Genomic DNA, 18,430 nt, shown 5'->3' with positions numbered 1-18,430 from the left:
TTTGCAATACAAAGTGCAAAATATTTTGTCTGGATAATAACAAAGCGGTGATAGTTGCTAACTATCACCGCTTTGTTGCATCTTAAGCTCGTTATTAGATAATTATAATCCCAGGGACTGGCGGATAGCCCGCTGCGCAGTATTGGGCGATGGCAGGAGATAAATACCTTCCTCTTTGATACCCAGACCAGCATAAGACAAGTACTGCTGATAATTAACAGGAGCTGCCGTGGTTGCATACGTAAAAACATCTGCCAGGGATTCGCCGGCGATGGTTTCACAGGTTTGGCGGAATTCTGCACTGGTGAAACCGCGTTGCAGCTGCTGGTAGTAAGTGGTATACAACGCACGCATCACATCATCGAGCGACTGACGGTTATTGGTGGCATGACGGATGCGGAGATCGAGCAGGAATGCCAGCACCGGACCTTTTTCGTAATAGGAAATGGTTGTAGCCGGATCGCCACCGAAGGGGCCTTCATCCCAGGTTTGGAGGCTGGAGGCAGTGAGTGATTGCACTTTGCTGCCAGGGCGGCCCTCATAGTTCCGGATATTCCGGGATAATGACTGTAAGCATTGCTGCCCCGACATTAATCCCGCCCGCTGCAGCATACGGTATTCATAATACACCGTAAAGCCTTCTGATACCCATAATAACTCCGTACGATCGGGCGCAACGTAATTAAAAGGTCCCAGCTCCACTGGACGGATACGCTTTACATTGTAGTGATGGAAATATTCATGTGCGAGGAATGCGTAAGTACGCAAACGGCCCGTACTATCTTTCAACTCGTTACCAACAAAAGATACCGCCGTTGAATTCAGGTGTTCAATCCCTCCCTGCCCAGGTCCTATCCCCAGGAAAGTATAATGTGAATAGGGAATATCTCCTATGATCTCCGCACCGGCGGTAACGATTTTCTTCAGGTCGCTCATCAATGTCTGCCGGTCGAATTGACCCGCCTTCCAGGCTTTGAAATAATGGGGAATCCCATTTACTTCAAAAACAGGAAAAGACTCCAGCTTCCCCAGCAACAAGGGACTATCGTATAAAATATCGTAGTTGTCGGCGATAAAGGTATGATGCGCCAGTGTATCCATGCCAGTAGCCGCTTCCCAACCGGGATAAGGTTGCACCGCTACCTGCACTGGCACATCTGTTTTACCGGCAGGATACATAAATACACCCGCCGGCGTTATATAACCATGATCGGGTCCCAGGTAGCTATCAGCTACAAAATTGCGGTTGGCTTGTACCTGCCAGTCCGCCTGTATAGCGGTGCCCAGAGCATGGTATATACGCCAAGTAGCGCTGTCGGTTTTCTCCCAGCGCAACGTACTCCCGTCGACGTTAGTAACCACGAATGCTTTCACTTTGGATGCATAGTTCATCCGCTGGTAGTAGCCGGGCGTCCAAACAGGCAACTTCAGATCCGTGTATGACGCACTATCTGCCTGGTATTTCATATGTATCTGGTAGGTGCCTGCCACCGGATCGGGCATGCTTACCTGGAAGGTTACCCGTGGCGATTTTAACCGGATAATATTTATGGATAAAGCGGGCGCCGTCCAGTTAAAGTTCGTACCAGCGTTAGCGATCGTGCTTGTTTGCGGTACATAGGCGGTGGGCGTTGCAAACGAGTTTTCTGCCGTGGGCTTATCTCCCTTAAGGGTAATTACCTGTGCCACGGGGCTTACCGTTTCCATCCCATCCAGGTGGATAGTGGTGCTCACCGGACTTTCAGCAGCATTAACTATTTTCAGGATAATATCACCGGTTGGCTCATTCTTTCCGGCGATAGCAAATAATTTTTGTGGTTCCCGGTAGGTCATTAACAAAGTATCATCTATGTAACATTTTACTTCCTCTGCTCCTACTTCCAGCCGGATATTATACCAGCGGTCTTTTTCCAGGGGGACTTTCAACCGTACCGGGTTGCTGATACCGGCTACCTCTTCTCCGTTGGTGAGACTTTCAAACACGGCGTGAGAATTGAGCCAGGAGCCAATATGTGCACGCAGGCAGGTGTTGGTATCCTTTACGGCAAAAGGAATAATGAAGGCATTAATCCCACCAGTTTTACGCGCTTTTAAAGTCAGCGTATAGGCGTTGAAGTGATACCCTTTCAAGATGGCCAGTTGTTGAGGACCTTCTGCTGTTTGCCCCAGGATATCCCCTGATTTTTTCCACTGTCCTCTTACCGGTAGCCAGTCTGCCCACTGTGGGTCTTTGGCACTGTTGTAAACCGTATCCTTATCCTGCACTACTACGATGTCTTTATAATCGGCTTCTGTATCCCAGGTAGCGAGACCGATACCGCCTGAAAACCTGGGTTTCACCAGCGTTTCCGGTTGCAGGATAGTGCTGACCGGGTAGTTGTAAGAAGCTTTATGATCATTGAGCAGGTTGAGGGCATAATAAGAGATCCTGGCGAAGCTGTTTGCCGCATCAAAGTGGATCAGGTTTACGGGCCAGTCAACATCATGCTCATTCACCAGCAAAGGGGCATAGCTGCTCATGTTGACCAGGTCGGCGTTTTTCTCCATGCTCATCACATATACCGCATCGCTGAGGGCCGCCTGCAGGTTACCGCTGCCTACGCCGGCATTGGTGGCGTACTCGCCCACATACATTTTCCAGTCGCCCCGTTTATAACGATCGAAATGGTCGAAGTTCCGCAAGCTCCAGCCGGCATCTTTATAAGCATGTTCATCTACGATATCCGTATGCTGCATACTGTCGAGCGTATGGCGGTTTACATCGCCAATGCCCATGCTGGCAATAATGCTGATCTGCGGATACCGGGCATGAATAGCGTTGTAGAATTTATTATACCTTTTCGCATAGGCGGATCCATGCTGCTCGTTGCCCACTTCTACATATTTAAGCGGGAAGGGCGCCGGGTGGCCGTTGGCAGCGCGTACTTTTCCCCAGTGGGAAGTAACCGGTCCTATGGCGTATTCAATGGCATCGAGCGCATTTTGTATCACCGGGGCGAGACTGTCATCCGGGAGGAAGGTACCGCTGCGGTATTCGCAGGAAATGCCTACGTTGAACACGTACAACGCCGCGGCGTTAATATCTTCGCAAAACTGCAGGTATTCGTGGTAGCCGAACCCATTGCTGCTCCAATACCCCCAGGGACTGAACGCAGGCACCCGTTGCTCCAGCGGGCCGATGGTATTTTTCCAATTGGGCGCACTTTCTACGGTGATGCCTTCCACATAGCAACCGCCGGGCCAGCGCACAAAAGCCGGCTTCATGCGGGCAATGAGTGTTGCCAGGTCGTTGCGCATGCCATTGGGACGGTTGCGGAAAGTATGAACAGGAAACAGGGATACCATGTCGAGTAACAGTGTCCCCTTGTTATGGAAAGAGAGCGCCAGCTTACCTGCCGGATCACTTTCCTTTGCAGTGAGCACTGCCGAATATTGTTGCCAGGAAGCGGAACCGGCCATGTCAAACGTCGTATCGGCCAATACCTTACCAGTACCCGATTGCAGGGATATAGTAACCTTTCCCATATAGCCCTTTACGTTATTCGCGAAGAAAGACAGCCGGTAAGATTCCCCCTGGGTAATTTTCATTCCCCAGAAACCTTCATTGACCAGGGAAGGATAATTGTGTGTATCCGTTGCTATTATCTTCACCTGCAAAGCATGCGGTGTAGCTTTGTGTAATGGATGGTCTGTTGCCAGCGACAGCTGCAGGCCTTTGTTTTCGGTGTGCCAGGCAGGCCATTGGCTATGAACGGGCCATTCCATTTTCCAGTCGGAGGGCTGCCCGAGCATGAAGTGGGGCTTTGCCGGGAAAGGTTTCAGCCAGCCATTTTCCAGGCGGGTACCGGCGGGGATCACCTGATCTTCGAAGCCGCGGTTTTGCACCATTTCTGCGTACAATCCACCTTCCCCGGCATGGCTGATTTCTTCGAAGAAAATACCATGCAGGGTGGTGGGCACCGTAGCGCCCTTCACCGTTGTATTGACATGGATATCAGCCCTGGATTGGGCCATAGTATGATAACACCCCATCAGCAACCCGATGGCGGCCAGATAACCCTGTTTCATGCGTTTATTTTATTACTCCACTATCCATTCGTGAATCCCCGATGAATTATCTGCCGGCAACTGTACTTCCAGCTTCAGGGCGGTAGTCGTTACCGGTTCGAAGGATACTACATTGTACTTGTCTTTTTCTGTTGTGTAGGGCGTGGTATTCTTTACCGGTATCCACTCGCTACCCTGTTTGTAGTAGAGTTTCCAGGCAGTGGGGATGCGGCAGCCACCGAAGGGACCATCATCATACCAATATACTTTGGAATGGCTGATGGTATGAGCGCTGTCGAAGTCATACTGCACCCATTCGCTGCTGCCTTTGGCAGGCCACCAATGTAAATACAGCGCGCTGTTATCTTTGGAATCCTTTGGCTCATATTGGTCATTGAGGGCCATGAACATGCGCTGATTCTTTACCGATGCGCTGATCTTGCTTTTAGATGCAATGGTAGGTGCAGGCTTAGGACGGGCGGCGGCAGCTTCAAATGGAATCCATACCGTCATTTCAGCGGCACCGCGGTTAGCCCAGGAATAATACGGTATAGCCGTTACCGTTTGCTGGCTGTTGATCAGCGCATCTGAATGCAGCTGCCGGCTGGTAGAGCTGCCCGGCATTTGCAGCGTCATTACGCCGCTGAGCAGGTTAGTTTGGAAGACAGGGGTTACGGCAGCATCTTTTGCCACTACGATATTCTGTACCGTGGCGTCTTTATTATCCGGCCCTTCCAGGCAATACATGATAGGACCACGTTCCAGTGCAAAGCGGTATTGATCGTCTTTCACTGGCGCTGCTGCCAGCACCTTCTTCACCTCCATCGGTAAATCGAGCGTTACTTTATCTCCTTTTTTCCAGGTGCGTTTAATCACCGCATATCCTTTCTCCACCGCATAGTGGAGCGGTTGGCCGTTCAATAGGATGGGAACAGTCGCCGCGGCGCTGTCTTCCTCGAAGTAAAGGTTACCGGGTACCGGGCGGTTTTCAGCCCATCCGGGGATACGTACTTTCAGGGTAAAGGCCGTAGGTTTCGCCGTGTTGATGGTGATATCATCTTTGCCGTTCCAGGGATAGTTGGTTTGTTGTACGATGCCTACCTTACCGGCTTTCAGCTGGATGGTGGCGGCATTGCCCACAAAGAGATTTACGTATAGGTCGTTGTCTTTCTGGGCATATACATAACCCGGCATAGAAGGCAGGAAGCGGGTCATATTGGAAATACAACAGGCGCATCCAAACCAGGCACTACGCTGGTGCTGCCCCATAGAGGCCAGCGGATTGGGATAGAAGAAACGATCGCCGCTGATAGATACCCCGGACAACAACCCGTTATACAGGGTACGCTCTAATACATCGATGTATTTAGCGTCGCCATGGAGCAGGAACATACGGTTGTTCCAGTACACATTGGCAATAGCGGCGCAGGTTTCTGCGTAGGCCGACATGTTCGGGAGTTCATACGCAGCCCCGAAAGCCTCGCCGGCGCCGGTAGCGCCAATACCGCCGGTAATGTATAATTTCTTGTCCACCACATCTTCCCAGATATCGTCGATGGCAGATAAGTATTTGCCGTCGCCGGTAAGAGCGGCTACATCGGCCATACCGGTATACATGTAGGCAGCGCGAACGGCATGGCCTACTGCTTCATGCTGATCCACTACTTTCTTATAGGCCTGGTTGTACTCCTGGCTGTCTTTGGTGCCGGGACCGCGTACATCGAGGAAAAATTTGGCCAGGTCGAGGTACGACTTATTGCCGGTAACACGGTACAGGCGGGTAAGGCCGGTTTCCACGATCTGGTGACCGGGAAACTTCTCTTCCTTGCCCCAACCAAAATCCTTTACCAGGAGATCGGCGTTCCGGATGGCAATATTGAGGAGGGTTCTTTTACCGGTAGCCTGGTAATGTGCTACGGCTGCTTCAAACAGGTGACCGGCGTTATACAGTTCATGGCTCAGGTCTTCTTCTTTTTCCCAGCGTTTACTACCTATCCAGTCATGAGGTTTCGCCGCTTTCATGGTGCGGAAGGTATAAAGGTAGCCGTCCTTTTCCTGGGCATTACCGATGATGGTGATCAGGGTATCGAGATACCGTTCCAACGCCGGGTTCGGCTGCGTTTGCAGCCCATAGGAAGCGCCTTCAATAATTTTATATAAATCCGTATCATCAAAAGGATACTCGGTAAATTTATCGCCTGGTAATTTGCCGGCTGCCCGCAGGAAATTGTCTATCCTGCCCGTTTTCCTGCATTGCTCCAGTGTATACGGGATGGTAACGCTGGCGTTGGTCCTTATTTTTGGCGCCCAGAAATTATCATTCACCTTTACCTGTGTAAAGGCCACTGGCTTTATCGGATAATCTTTTTGCAACTGGGCCTGCAATCCTGTGCTGCCTAAAAGCATACCGGCGCCTGCTAACGCCATCTTCTCCAAAAATGATCTCATACCTTTAATCTTTATGAACACCTAATATAGAAAATTGGATTTATGGTTGACAAGTATTCACAATATATAATTGTCAATATGACAAATAAAATTATTTATAAAAAAAGAGGAATACTGCGTAGATATTAACGAGTATTCCTTGCATTTTATCTTAGCGCAGAAAGCTGAAGGCTTTAAGCCTTCAGCTTTCTGCGCTTTTACAACTTGGTGACATTGGGTAAATGTATAATTACCTCGTAAGTACCCTCAAACAGGATTTGGAAGCCAAAACGGGGGTTGGCCGACCAGGCTTTGGGGGCTGCCCCATCCATTTTAATGAACCAGGCAGGTATACGGTAGTAAATCAGGTAGTTCACATAACCGGGAATCAGCTTAGCCGGGTAGGGAGCAATGGCATAATCTGTAATCAGGGCGGTATCTGTCACAACCACCGGGTTAAACCTCGCATATGACGCAAAAGAAGGGCGGTCGCCGCGGGTAATTACCTCTCCCTTTTTGGGATTGAACAGCTTACCATTTTTATCCATGATCTTCAGCATCACCTGGGTACCCTGCGGGGAAACACGCCTCAGCTCCATTGTTCCCTGTAGTGATGTAGGGAAAGTATTGGTAACAGAATCGTAGCTGGCAACCACCGGCACTTCCGTCATCCGGATGTATTCCGGATCTTCGATATGCAAACGTGCCAGGTTCTTATACACTTTGCTGCCATTTACATTGCTCGCCTTCACATCAAATTCATACACGCCGTTGGGTAGGTTGGCCGACGGTGCTTTAAACAGGAAACCTCCGTTTACCGGGTTAAATTCGAACGGCAGCTCCTGCAGGCTATCCTGCTTGGCGCGTAACAGCGCAATGGTGGTATCTGTATCGGGGTCGAACGACATTTTATCTTTGAACACCCATACCGGGTATTTGGTATTAAAAGCTGCCGGCAGCTTCCCTCCTTCCACCGGCCGCATATCCAGGATCTCAAACTTTACCGGCGGCGTAGATCCATCGAAAAGAATACCGGGATAGCGCGCTGTAATCCCTTTGGGAATAAATATTTCAGGGCTTTTATAACGGATACCATCACTTAAAAAACCTTCCTGTACTTTAGTACAACCCAACACCAGCAATGCCCCTGCCATAATTGCGAATAAGATATATTTCATACTTCGCTGATTTTTAGTTTTCTCTATAAATGTAAAATCCGTAGTTGGCGTCGGCATCCAGCACATGCACCATACCGGTAGCTGTACGGACTTCCGACGTTTGTACATAAGTGTAAAAATCCGGTTCCCTGTTTTCCACTCCTTCCGGTACGTCTTCATCCGGCTGGCCAAAAATGCGCCGGAACTGAATCCTGTTGGTGGTAGAGCGAATACCACTAACGTCTATGTAATACTTTTCCAGGTTGATATAGTAGTTCCCTTCTCCACTCACATTGGTAAAACTTTTCTTCGTATACGTCAATGCTTTCTTATCTATCACGCCCTTGAAAATGTGCCGACGCAGATAGAATTTAATGCTGTCGGCAGACAGGCTATCGAGCGTAAACTTTATATTTTCGTCGTTGGTACGTCTTTGCAGGGCAAGGGTTTGCTGTTTGAGAAAAGCGTTTACCCCGTAGGTAGTGGGAGAGAAAAAAGTAATATCTCCATTGATTTCGTCTTTCATTCCCGCCCGGTCTATCAGCAGTACCACCGTATCCAGGACCTTACTTTCCCGCAGGAAATCGTAGGTCGACATCTTCCTGATCCTCTCCAGGTCAGTGCCTCCCTCATTCACGAGGTAGTTATCTTTTTTACATCCTGCGAGGGCCAGCAGCAACAGGAGTAGCAGGTGAATATATTTCATGATGAATAATTTTGTAGATGATTAAATTTTACCCGCCCAATATTTATTCTGCACCAGCAACCTGTTATTGTTAAATAACGCCGGATCCAGCGGCAGCAGGAAACCTTCCTGGTTATAGCGGGAAGGCGTTAGCCAGGGTACAAAGGAACGCTTCATTCTTACATCATCGAAGTACAGTTGGCCTTCCATGAACAGTTCACAGGCGCGTTCCGTCATAATTTCATCCAGCAGGCGGTTATACGACAATGGCGCTTCGCTCACGAAAGTGGCGGAATCCATTTGCGGGCGGTTGCGGCTCTGGCGAAAGTCCCTGAGCTGTGAATACGCTAATCCAAGCTGGCCTTTATATACCGCAATTTCCATCCGGCTTAATAATAAATCGGCATAACGCAGCAAGGTTACGTTATTATCCAGGTAAGGGTCGGCCTGTTGGTTTGGATTATTATAAATCACGTTACTGTACTTCACAAAAATGGGATTGGCGCCGTCTGCATCATATAGGAATACCCTTCTTCGTATATCCGTATTAGTTACCGTATCTTCCGGGTTAGGCCCTACCTGTACAATCCTCGGAAACAGATTATTCACGTAACTGGCGCCAAGCTTTAGGCTGGGGTAATCTGTCTTTGCCAGGATAGGCGTTCTGAGGAACTTAATTGGCATCAGGTTATTGGACCCTTCATTATAAGCGTAGCGGGTATACAATTCAAATAAGCTTTCCCGGCTGTTACCGGTGAATACTTTCGCATACTGAATGCTGTCTATTTTCCCCCCGGGGGCAGCCAACCCATACAAGCCACTGTTCACAATGGCTTCAATCAGGGCAGATGCTTTGTTTACATCATCCATATCAGGCGTAGCTTCAAAAGCAGGGTGCTTGATTACGCAGGCGCGCCACAGGTATACCTGGGCTTGCAGTGCCATCACGCTGGCTTTGTTGGGCACCGTACCCCGGGTCGTTTCCACTTCATACGACATATCCAGGCAGTTGGCGGCGGAGTCCAGGTCATTCAGGATCTGCTGTACCACCAGGTTTTTGTCGGTGCGGGCCAGGGGTTTGTTGGCAATAGGATTGGGATCCGGTGTGGTTACCAGCGGCACATCCCCAAAGGTGCGCAGCAGCTGAAAATACACATAAGAGCGGATAAACAGGGTTTGTCCCGCTATGTTCTTACGTCCCTTTACCGGGTCGTCCTGGAAGGTATTGTCTGGTACCAGCGGAAGTTTTTGCAGCATCAGGTTGGTTTGGAGGATGGTGCTGTAAAACCTCGACCAGTTCCGGAATACATCGAGATAGTTCATTTCAAACTTGCCCACCTGCAGATTCCAATCGGAGTTGGAGAAATAGGGAGCGCTTTGAATCACGATATACTCGCTGCCCAGGGTCATATCACCCAGGTTATGCAAATAGTCCTGGTCCAGCAGGTTGGAACGCAGCGATGCGTAAGCCCCTGCCAGTGCTTTCTTCATGTCGTTTTCCGACTTCCAGAATTTCTCCTCGTAGGTGGTATCCTTCGGTTCCTGGTTGAGCATTTTCTTACAGGACGATAAAAATGCAGTTGTTATGATGAGTGTAATAAAGATCCGTTTCATAAAAAGTGTTTAGCTGTGTTTAAAATCCTACATCAATGCCCAGGGTATATTTATGCGGGCTCGGATAGCCGACACCGTTATACTCTCCATAAGGATTTACGTTTTCGGCATCCGGCAATTTCTTCGACGCCTGGAAAATGTATACATTATCCATCAGACCGTAGAAGCGCAGTCTGCTCAGGTGCAGCGGCTTCAATGCTTTCTGGGAAAGTGCATACCCCATAGAAATGTTCTTGATGCGGAAATAATCGCCTTTTTCCAGGAAGAAAGTCTGATCGGCCCGGTAGTAATAACGGTAGGTGCCAATGTCCATCCTGGCGTACTCCGCTTTATCGCCTGGTTTGCGCCAGATATTCATTTTGGAGAGATCAGACACAGCATATTTGGAGAACTCGCTACCTGATTGATCCCAACCATAGCGGCCGTAGGTATCTGAGTCATAGAGATTTAAAACATCTCTTTTAAAAGTGAAGGTGCAGAGGAACCCGAAAGTGAAATTCTTCCAGTAAAAATTCTGTGTAATACCACCTGTCAGGAAAGGATTGGGATTACCATAGGGAATCTTATCACCTGAAATGCCGCCGTTGAATGCATCTATAATCCCATCTCCATCAAGATCAGCAAAAATGAATTCCCCGGCCCGGAAAGGGTTGTTGGCATTGGGATCGTTCACGGCACCCACCTGGAATTTCTTGCCGGTATATCTATCTGTGGGCACATCGTCGTCGGTGGCATACACGCCCAGTGTTTTCAGCAGGTAAAAAGTATTCACCGCTTTTCCGCGTGTAAGGATATGCGTAGTGTTAAACAGGTTGCCGAAGGTAATATCCCGATTGTCGTTCGGCAGGTTAACCACCAGGTTTTGGTTCATGCTCACATTCCATAAAATTTCCCAGCGCAGGGCGCTCTTTTCCGGCAACACATTGCGGAACTGGAAATTGATATCAATCCCCGAGTTACGGATCTGGGCACCGTTTGTTTTGGCAGTAGCAATACCGGTCGTACTTTGCAGGTTCATATCAATCAATCCGGCTTTACTGTTTTTCACGTATACGTCTGCACTGAAATAATACTTTCCGTTCATCAGCTCTGCTTCTATCCCTCCGTTCCAGCTACCGGTTTTCTCCCAGCTGATATCCTTCTGCGCTACGCCGCCAGAGCCAAACTGCGGCGTAATGGTTACCGTACCATTATAGGTGTTAGGATTCAGGTTGCTACCATTGTAGCCGGCGCCGCCAATGTTATACAGGCTGTATTGCAGGTAGTAATCGCCGGGCAGGTTACCCAGTACGCCGTAGCTTCCTCTTAATTTCAGCATCGACAGCCAGCTGGCGTAGCGACGCATAAAAGGTTCATTGCTGATGATCCAGCCGGCAGAAACTGCGGGAAAGTAGCCCCATTTATTATTGGGCCCGAAGCTGGAAGCCGCGTCGCCACGCAGGGAGGCCGACAGCAGGTAAGTACTTTTATAGTCATAGTTGATACGGGAAAACAGCGACAGTATCCCGAAAGCCGAATACGAAGAACTACCATAGAGATAAGGTCCCTGTGGAAATCCGTTCACCACCTGGATCTGATCGCTGGCGCCGCGATCGCCGCGCGCATACGTATTCTGGTAAGTGCTGTATTGTACTTCCTGGCCTATGATGGCGTTAATGGTATGTTCTTTAGCCTTGCCAAAAACGGCATTCCAGTTGAGGTCATTGGAGGTAGTATAGCTTTGTTGTAAGCCACTGTTGGAGGTAGCCGAATTTCCTAAGTCTGCATTCAGATCACCGGGTACCGATACGTCGCGGCGGCTCATTACCATGGCCACGGAGTTTCGGGAGCGGAAAGACAACTGCCTGGATAATCGCAGGTTAAGCGAAATATCGCCGTTCACCTGGTTATCGGTATTGATATCCATATTGCTGTTGTACCGGCCTAGTACGCGTTGCAGGCTATTATCATCGGCGGCGAAAAGCGAAGAAGGCATACTTTGCCCTACTGCGCCCAGCAGATCAGCGCTACCCGACCCGCGGCCTCTTTCCATACGGGCCAGTCGGATATTGGGAATCACTTCCAACGCACCATTTTTAGTGCGGATAGAGGAAGAGTAATTGAGCGTATAACGTTTGAATCCGGAGGCTTTTACAATACCATCTTCCTTATAATAGCCGGCGGATAAGCGGTAGGTGTTGTACTCCGTACCCCCGTATACGTTAAGGTCTACGTTGCGGATAAACCCGTTGCGGTAAAACAGCCGTTGCCAGTCGGTAGCCTTATTCAGATCAGGATTGAGGCTATCCGTCATGATCAGGCTCCGGTGAATGAGGCGGTCCTGGTTACCGGCAAAAGCGTCGTCGTAGAGACGTATTTTTTCCCTGCGCTCTGCTGCGCCTACCAGTACGGTACGGAGCTTAGGTATTTCCGTTAGTCCTCCGTAAGTAGAAATACTAAAACGGGGTGATCCGGTGCGGGCGCGTTTTGTTTTGATGATAATTACGCCGTTGGCGCCGCGGGAGCCGTATACCGCCGCAGCGGCGGCGTCTTTCAATACGTCCACGGATTCAATTTCGTTAGGGTTTAAGCCGGCAATGTTATTGGTCCCGGTGCCTATGTCCGGACCTACCATATCATCGCTGAACTGCGGTACATCATCAATAACATACAGCGGTTTGTTGAGGATTTTGTATTGGTTGTTCTGGTAAGAAGTACCGATAGCGGTGTTACCTCTTACCGAAATAGTGGGTGCGGCGCCGGGTTCACCGGTAAAGTTCTGTACGTTTACGCCCGACATACGTCCCTGGAGCAGTTGTTCAAAACTACCGGCAGGGATGTTTTCAATATCTTTGCCCCGGATGCTGGATACCGCTGCAGTAGCTTTTCTCCGGTTTACGGTCTGGTAACCGATAACAACCACATCTTCCAGTGCACCGTTCTTTTGTGTTAGTACAATGCTGAGATGGGACCGGCCTTTTAATTTTTGTTCCTGTTTGAGGTAACCAACAAAACTGATTTCCAGGGTAGCATCCGGCGATGCCATGATAGCAAATTCACCTTTGTCGTTGGTGACAACGCCCTGGGAGCCCCCCTTAATTTTTACGGAGGCGCCGGGAAGTGGCCCGCTTCTTTCATCTGTGATGGTACCCGTTACTTTTACTGTTTGGGCAACAGATGGTAAGACCGCCAGTAAGGCGATAAAGGCCATGACAAGTTTTCGCATGGAGAAGGATTTAGCTGTGTTGAAAAATTCTGGTTGATATTCTATGATACAGGTCTATACATGCACTGTCGACAAGGCAATGGACGTTCTTTTTGGCTGATTTTAATTAAGTGTTGTATTGACAATTATTATTTGTTACAAAACTATTTTAAAAGTGCGGATATTACTACCTGAAAATTAACTCATAGGCTGATGATTTTAACAGGCAGGCTTCTGTAAAAGAAAGGAGGAATGCCCTGGGGGCGTTCCTCCTTTACATCTGTTTGCGATCTCCTTTTATAATTTATAAAAGCGCCAGCCGCTGTTAAAGTCTTTCGGCACGGGCTTATTGAGCAGGATAGCCCGCAGCATTTCTATGGGCATCATATTTTCTCTCAGTACGGCGTCATGGTATTGTTTGTACGTCATTTTTCCACTGTCTACCAGTTCTTTCTTAAGGGCTTCGAACTGGAGGCCACCAATCATGTAGGCGATCTGGTAAAGGGGACTGTAGCCACCCACGAAAGAACGGCGTACCTCTCCTTCTGCATTGGCGCGTTCGTGGCCTACACGGTCTACCAGGAAGTCGATACATTGCTGGGGCGTCCACTTACCGAGGTGGTAGTTGATAGAGAAGATGATCCTGGCACAACGGTGCTTACGCCAGAAGAGCATACCGATACGGTCTTCCGGAGATTTGGCAAAGCCCTGGTCCCACAACAATCTCTCCCAATACAGGGCCCATCCTTCGATCCAGAAAGGCGTTTCAAAATGCCGGTAAGCTTTGTAACGGTTTTGCATAAACTCCTGCAACGCATGTCCGGCCAGCAATTCGTGGTGCACCGTAGCACGGGAGAAATGGGGATTATTACCGCGCATGCTCATCATCTTGTCGTCGTGGCTCATGCTGCTAACGGGATAGGATACACTGAACTCCTCTCCTCCGGTAAAGAAGGGATTTACCAGCTGGCGCTCCGGCGTCATCATGATCATACGCCAGGTTTCCTCTGCCAGCGGCGGAAGGGTGATGAGGTCTTTCTGCTTCAGGAAGTCCACTGATTCGTTGTATAACTTCATCATTGCCTCCGGCTGATCGGCCGGTGCCACATAGGTATTCTTTATCTTTTCCATGGCTGCTTTCCAATCCGTACCCAATCCCATTTCACGGGTAGCTTTTTCCATTTCTGCATCGCAGAAAGCAAATTCTTTATTGGCAATGGCCAGTAGCTCTTCAGGGGAATAGGGAATCATTTCTTCCTGTAGCCCTCTGATCAGGGCAGCGCGACCGATAGGATGACCGGCAATGCCGCTGCCATCGTCCGGCATTTTAGCGCTGCTTTTTTCTTTGACGGCAAAGGTGGCGCCATAGTTTTTTAAGAGGCTGTCTACTTGCTGATAGGGCGCCGGTATCCACCAGGAAAAGAGCGGATCATAACCATTATAAAATAGGTATACGCTGTTGAGCGCCTGGCGCAGACCTTTAGCTGTAGCCGCTCCCCTGCGGGCAACCTGTTGCGTAAAGCTGCTGTCTTTTTCCAGCCGGGCTTTCAATCCCACAATTTCTTTGGCAATACTGCTAAGCTGCGCTGCCAGTGCGAGCGCATCCGGTTTGGTACCGCGGCGGCGGCTTTGTTCCACCTGGTAAATCTTATCCGCAAAGGGGAACCATTTCTTCACTTGTTCATTTTCCTCGCTGCCCTCTTTCAGGTCTTCTGCCGCGGAAATGAGCCGGCGACGAAACAGCGTATAGTCTACCTGGGCACCTACATTAAGATGGCTGTAGTCCAACGCCTCCAGGCGTTGCTGGTAGCTTTTTATGAGCGCATTCATACGGGTAATATGCTCCGGCGATGTTTCTACAAAATAAAAACGACGTAGGTTGCCGGCATCCGCCTCGTATTGCACCATGATATTATTTACTTCACTGGTTTGCTGATACAGGTCGTTATCGGCAGATTGCGCATAGGTGATGGCCTGTTGCAACAGCAGACCGGCCATCAGTGATAGTATTTTTTTCAAGTAGCTGATATTTTATTCGTTGATATTTTTATCGGGTGGTGTGGTATGTAACAGGTGCTGAACAAAAAAGTCGCGGCGCCGGGAACGGCCATAGGGGCCACCATCACTATGTCCCATGCCTGGTATGGGCAGGAAATCAAATCGCTTCCCGTTTTTAATCAGCGCGTTAATAACACGATAAGTCGACTCCGGCGGCACGTTAGTATCTGCTTCTCCTACCATCAACATCAGATCACCTTTTAATTTGCCGGCATTGGTAACATTGGACTGTTCTTCATAATGTTTGCCTACCGGGTATCCCATCCATTGCTCATTCCACCATTGCTTATCCACGCGGTTATCGTGGCAGCCACAGGAAGCCACAGCCGCTTTATAAAACTCCGGATGGAAAAGTAACCCGCCGAGTGCATTTTGTCCGCCGGCGGAAGTGCCGTATAGCCCTACCCGCGAGGTATCTACAAACGGGTATTGCTGTGCCAGGGCTTTAATCCAGGCAATGCGGTCTGGGAAGCCCGCGTCGGCCAGGTTCTTCCAGCATACATCATGAAAGGCCTTGGAGCGGTTAGCAGTGCCCATGCCGTCGATTTGCACCACGATAAATCCCAGGTCGGCCAGGCCTTGCATATCGCTGTAGTAGCTCATGAAATTCTTGGGAACAAAAGCATCCTGGGGACCTGCATAAATGTTTTCTACTACCGGGTATTGTTTGGTGGAATCAATATCTGTCGGGCGGCACATAATGCCCCAGATATCCGTTACGCCATCCCGGCCTTTGGCAGTAAATGGCGTCGGGAAAGGCACCCCGATCGCCTGCCAGGCGCTTACATCTGCTTTTTCCAGCACGGTGATGAGCTTCCCGTCTTCCGTACGGCGCAATTCATTTACCGGTGGCACGTTTACCTGTGAGTATTTGTCTATAAAGTATTTTCTGTCGGGAGAAAAGAAAGCCAGGTGGTTACCGTTGCCTGGAGTAAGGTCTACCAGCTTATTGCCGGCGAAGTTGACACGGTAATAATGTTCGAAGTAAGGATCTTCATTCTTATTCCTGCCGCTGCCACGAAACCAGATTTCCCGTTTCTTTGCATCTACGCTGTCTATTTCCCTTACCAGCCAGTCGCCTTTTGTCACCTCGTTTTTAATTTCCCCGGTGAGGGTGTTTACCAGGTAGATATGCCGCCAGCCGTCTTTTTCGGAGGTCCAGAGCATTTCGTTGGTTTCGGGGAGGTAGTGGGTATACAACCTCGATTCATAAATAAAGGTGGGCGACTTCTCATCCAGTACCGTACGGGTTTGTCCGTTGCTGGCATCTATCTCCATAACCCGGAAGCGTTGGTGTCCGCGGTCTACTTTTTCGTAGAGGAAGTAGCGGGCATCGTTATGCCGCCAGTGCAATACGGGCGCATCGAAGAAGTCGATGATGTCGGTATTGACTTTGGTGGTGGTATGGCCGGCGAGTGTAAACAGGTACATTTCGTAGGAGGTAAACGGATCGCCAGGTTGCTTATAGGGCTGAGAGCGGAGTTGCCCGCGGGTGGTGCCGGGTACGTCGGTGAGCACATAGTAAACGGACGAATCTTCTACGGGGTGGATGCGGTAGCCTACGAGGTACTTACTGTCGGGCGACCAGGCCAGTGCGCCGTAGAAGTCCTTAGCGTCCTTGCCATCTTTGGTAAACTGGGTGAGGGACCCGTCTTTCACCGAGCGGACATACACATTGCCATCGATTGTAACGGCAACCCATTGTTTGTCCGGTGAAAGGCTGTCGGTCGCAAACCCTTCCCAGCGGCTGGGTTCATGGGAACGAACGGCGTTAGGCGCCAGGGCGTCTTTTTTGAGTTGCGCAATTTTTGCGGAGTCGGTCACCAGCTCTTTTTTCCCTGTGGCGGCTTGTACCAGGTAAAAAGTGCGACTGCTGTCCCTGGCCGTATTGGCATACCAGAAAGACGTTCCGCCGGGCAGCCAGTTGGCGTCGACATTGTGTTTAAACACCGTTTTCCGGGTAACGGTATCCAGTCGCTGCGCATTGCGGTAGCGTTGCAGTATCTCTGCATGCGTGGGCTGATAAGGTGTTGGTTTACTTTGCTGTGCATGCAGGCAGGCGGCAGGAGCGCCCCATAAAAACAGCCAGCAAAGTATTTTCTTGTATTTCATAAGTCATTCCGGTCTGTTGTAAATAAATGTAGTTTCGACAGTTAATCGATAACCTGGTGGATATATTTTTATTAAAAGTACTATGCACAAAGTTTAGTTTTTAAACGTTTTTTAATAACTTGTTCTCATATCTTCACCTAAATTGAGGCTCAAATCCTTCAAAGGTGTTAAAAAAAGAATAATGTGATTCCATGAAAGTATTACAGTTTACCATCCCTGTAGCGCATGATAAAACTATTATCACGCAGCATGATTCCTTGCCTGCATTTTATCCGCATCTGCACCGGCATGAAGAGATCCAGTTAACCTGGATACAGCATGGGCAGGGTACCCTGATAGTGGAAAACAATATGCATGCTTTCTGGTCCAATGAAATATACTGGATAGGCAGTAATCAGCCGCATGTGTTAAAGAGTGAGGCGATGCCGTTTGTGGGAAAGAACAAAAAGAATGTGCAGGCGCTCACGGTGTTCTTCAATCCCGATGGTAAGCTGGCGCCATTATTTGATCTGCCGGAGTTCAAGAAGATCAAATCATTTGTAGAGCAGTCGAAAAATGGATTTAAGATCCCGGAGGCGCATGTGCTGGAGGTATCCAGCCGCATGTTGAAAATCCATCAGTCGCAGGGCATCTTGCAGTTCATGGCGTTTGTAGACCTGATGAATTTCTTTCTTACGCTGAAAAACCTGGAGCCATTGATTACCGGGTCGAGGTTATCGTCTGTAAATGAACAGGAAGGTATCCGTATCGGGTATATCTACAATTATATCATGCAGCATTATGATACCGAGATAAAGCTGGAAGACATTGCCCGCGAGGCGCATATGACGCCACAGGCCTTTTGCCGGTATTTTAAAAAACATACCCGTTTAACCTTTGTATCATTCCTCAACGAAGTGCGGATCAATGAAGCCTGTAAAAAGCTGGCGGGCGGTTCATTCGACAGCATTGCCACGGTAGCTTACAACTGTGGTTTCAACAGCATTGCCAACTTCAACCGGGTATTTAAGAGTATTACGGGAAAATCGCCCCGCAGCTACCTGCGGGAATATGACCAGCTGGACCATGACGGCAGTACAAAATCTGCATAGTATTGGTCAATAAGCGAATAGAATAGCCAGCAAAGTAGCTGTAGTTTTAAGGAGT

General features: G+C 49.2%; 9 protein-coding genes. 1 reads left to right on the top strand and 8 read right to left on the bottom strand.

Annotation, left to right across the window (positions count from 1 at the left end; genetic code table 11):
• Positions 1–102: 102 nt before the first annotated feature.
• The 8 genes from FHW36_RS12860 to FHW36_RS12830 form a co-directional block, all read right to left on the bottom strand.
• Positions 103–4,068 (bottom strand): M61 family metallopeptidase, encoded by a 3,966-nt coding sequence (locus FHW36_RS12860; protein ID WP_145669076.1) that lies wholly within the window; start codon positions 4,066–4,068, stop codon positions 103–105.
• Positions 4,069–4,080: 12 nt separating this feature from the next.
• The gene (locus FHW36_RS12855) at positions 4,081–6,495 is read right to left on the bottom strand and encodes a glycoside hydrolase family 127 protein (RefSeq protein ID WP_246121141.1); all 2,415 of its coding nucleotides are present in this window, start codon (positions 6,493–6,495) and stop codon (positions 4,081–4,083) included.
• A gap of 197 nt (positions 6,496–6,692) precedes the next feature.
• Positions 6,693–7,652: a DUF5007 domain-containing protein gene (locus FHW36_RS12850; protein ID WP_186452417.1), complete on the bottom strand. Its 960-nt coding sequence runs from the start codon at positions 7,650–7,652 to the stop codon at positions 6,693–6,695.
• Between the two features lie 13 nt (positions 7,653–7,665).
• Positions 7,666–8,337, bottom strand: coding sequence for a hypothetical protein (locus FHW36_RS30495; protein WP_186452416.1), 672 nt, complete (start codon positions 8,335–8,337; stop codon positions 7,666–7,668).
• Between the two features lie 21 nt (positions 8,338–8,358).
• Complete coding sequence (locus FHW36_RS12845) at positions 8,359–9,930, bottom strand: RagB/SusD family nutrient uptake outer membrane protein (RefSeq protein WP_145669070.1); 1,572 nt, start codon at positions 9,928–9,930, stop codon at positions 8,359–8,361.
• 19 nt (positions 9,931–9,949) lie between these two features.
• On the bottom strand, positions 9,950–13,135 hold the full coding sequence (locus FHW36_RS12840; protein ID WP_145669067.1) for a SusC/RagA family TonB-linked outer membrane protein: 3,186 nt from the start codon (positions 13,133–13,135) through the stop codon (positions 9,950–9,952).
• A 276-nt stretch (positions 13,136–13,411) separates the two neighbouring features.
• Positions 13,412–15,133, bottom strand: a complete 1,722-nt coding sequence (locus FHW36_RS12835; RefSeq protein WP_246121140.1) for a DUF885 family protein — start codon at positions 15,131–15,133, stop codon at positions 13,412–13,414.
• A gap of 12 nt (positions 15,134–15,145) precedes the next feature.
• On the bottom strand, positions 15,146–17,284 hold the full coding sequence (locus FHW36_RS12830) for a S9 family peptidase (protein WP_145669064.1): 2,139 nt from the start codon (positions 17,282–17,284) through the stop codon (positions 15,146–15,148).
• 191 nt (positions 17,285–17,475) lie between these two features.
• Between FHW36_RS12830 and FHW36_RS12825 the strand changes: the two genes are divergently transcribed.
• Positions 17,476–18,375 (top strand): AraC family transcriptional regulator, encoded by a 900-nt coding sequence (locus tag FHW36_RS12825; RefSeq protein ID WP_145669061.1) that lies wholly within the window; start codon positions 17,476–17,478, stop codon positions 18,373–18,375.
• Positions 18,376–18,430: the final 55 nt, after the last annotated feature.

The sequence above is a fragment of the Chitinophaga polysaccharea genome, assembly GCF_007829335.1.
GTDB classification, from domain to species: Bacteria; Bacteroidota; Bacteroidia; order Chitinophagales; family Chitinophagaceae; genus Chitinophaga; species Chitinophaga polysaccharea_B.
Note: the sequence above shows the minus strand (reverse complement) of the source record. Positions and strands in the feature narration are given on the sequence as shown.

Excerpts from the sequence above, each read along its gene's own strand:
- FHW36_RS12860 (WP_145669076.1), bottom strand. The coding sequence starts at position 4,068 with ATGAAACAGGGTTATCTGGCCGCCATCGGGTTGCTGATGGGGTGTTAT.
- FHW36_RS12855 (WP_246121141.1), bottom strand. The coding sequence starts at position 6,495 with ATGAGATCATTTTTGGAGAAGATGGCGTTAGCAGGCGCCGGTATGCTT.
- FHW36_RS12850 (WP_186452417.1), bottom strand. The coding sequence starts at position 7,652 with ATGAAATATATCTTATTCGCAATTATGGCAGGGGCATTGCTGGTGTTG.
- FHW36_RS30495 (WP_186452416.1), bottom strand. The coding sequence starts at position 8,337 with ATGAAATATATTCACCTGCTACTCCTGTTGCTGCTGGCCCTCGCAGGA.
- FHW36_RS12845 (WP_145669070.1), bottom strand. The coding sequence starts at position 9,930 with ATGAAACGGATCTTTATTACACTCATCATAACAACTGCATTTTTATCG.
- FHW36_RS12840 (WP_145669067.1), bottom strand. The coding sequence starts at position 13,135 with ATGCGAAAACTTGTCATGGCCTTTATCGCCTTACTGGCGGTCTTACCA.
- FHW36_RS12830 (WP_145669064.1), bottom strand. The coding sequence starts at position 17,284 with ATGAAATACAAGAAAATACTTTGCTGGCTGTTTTTATGGGGCGCTCCT.
- FHW36_RS12825 (WP_145669061.1), top strand. The coding sequence starts at position 17,476 with ATGAAAGTATTACAGTTTACCATCCCTGTAGCGCATGATAAAACTATT.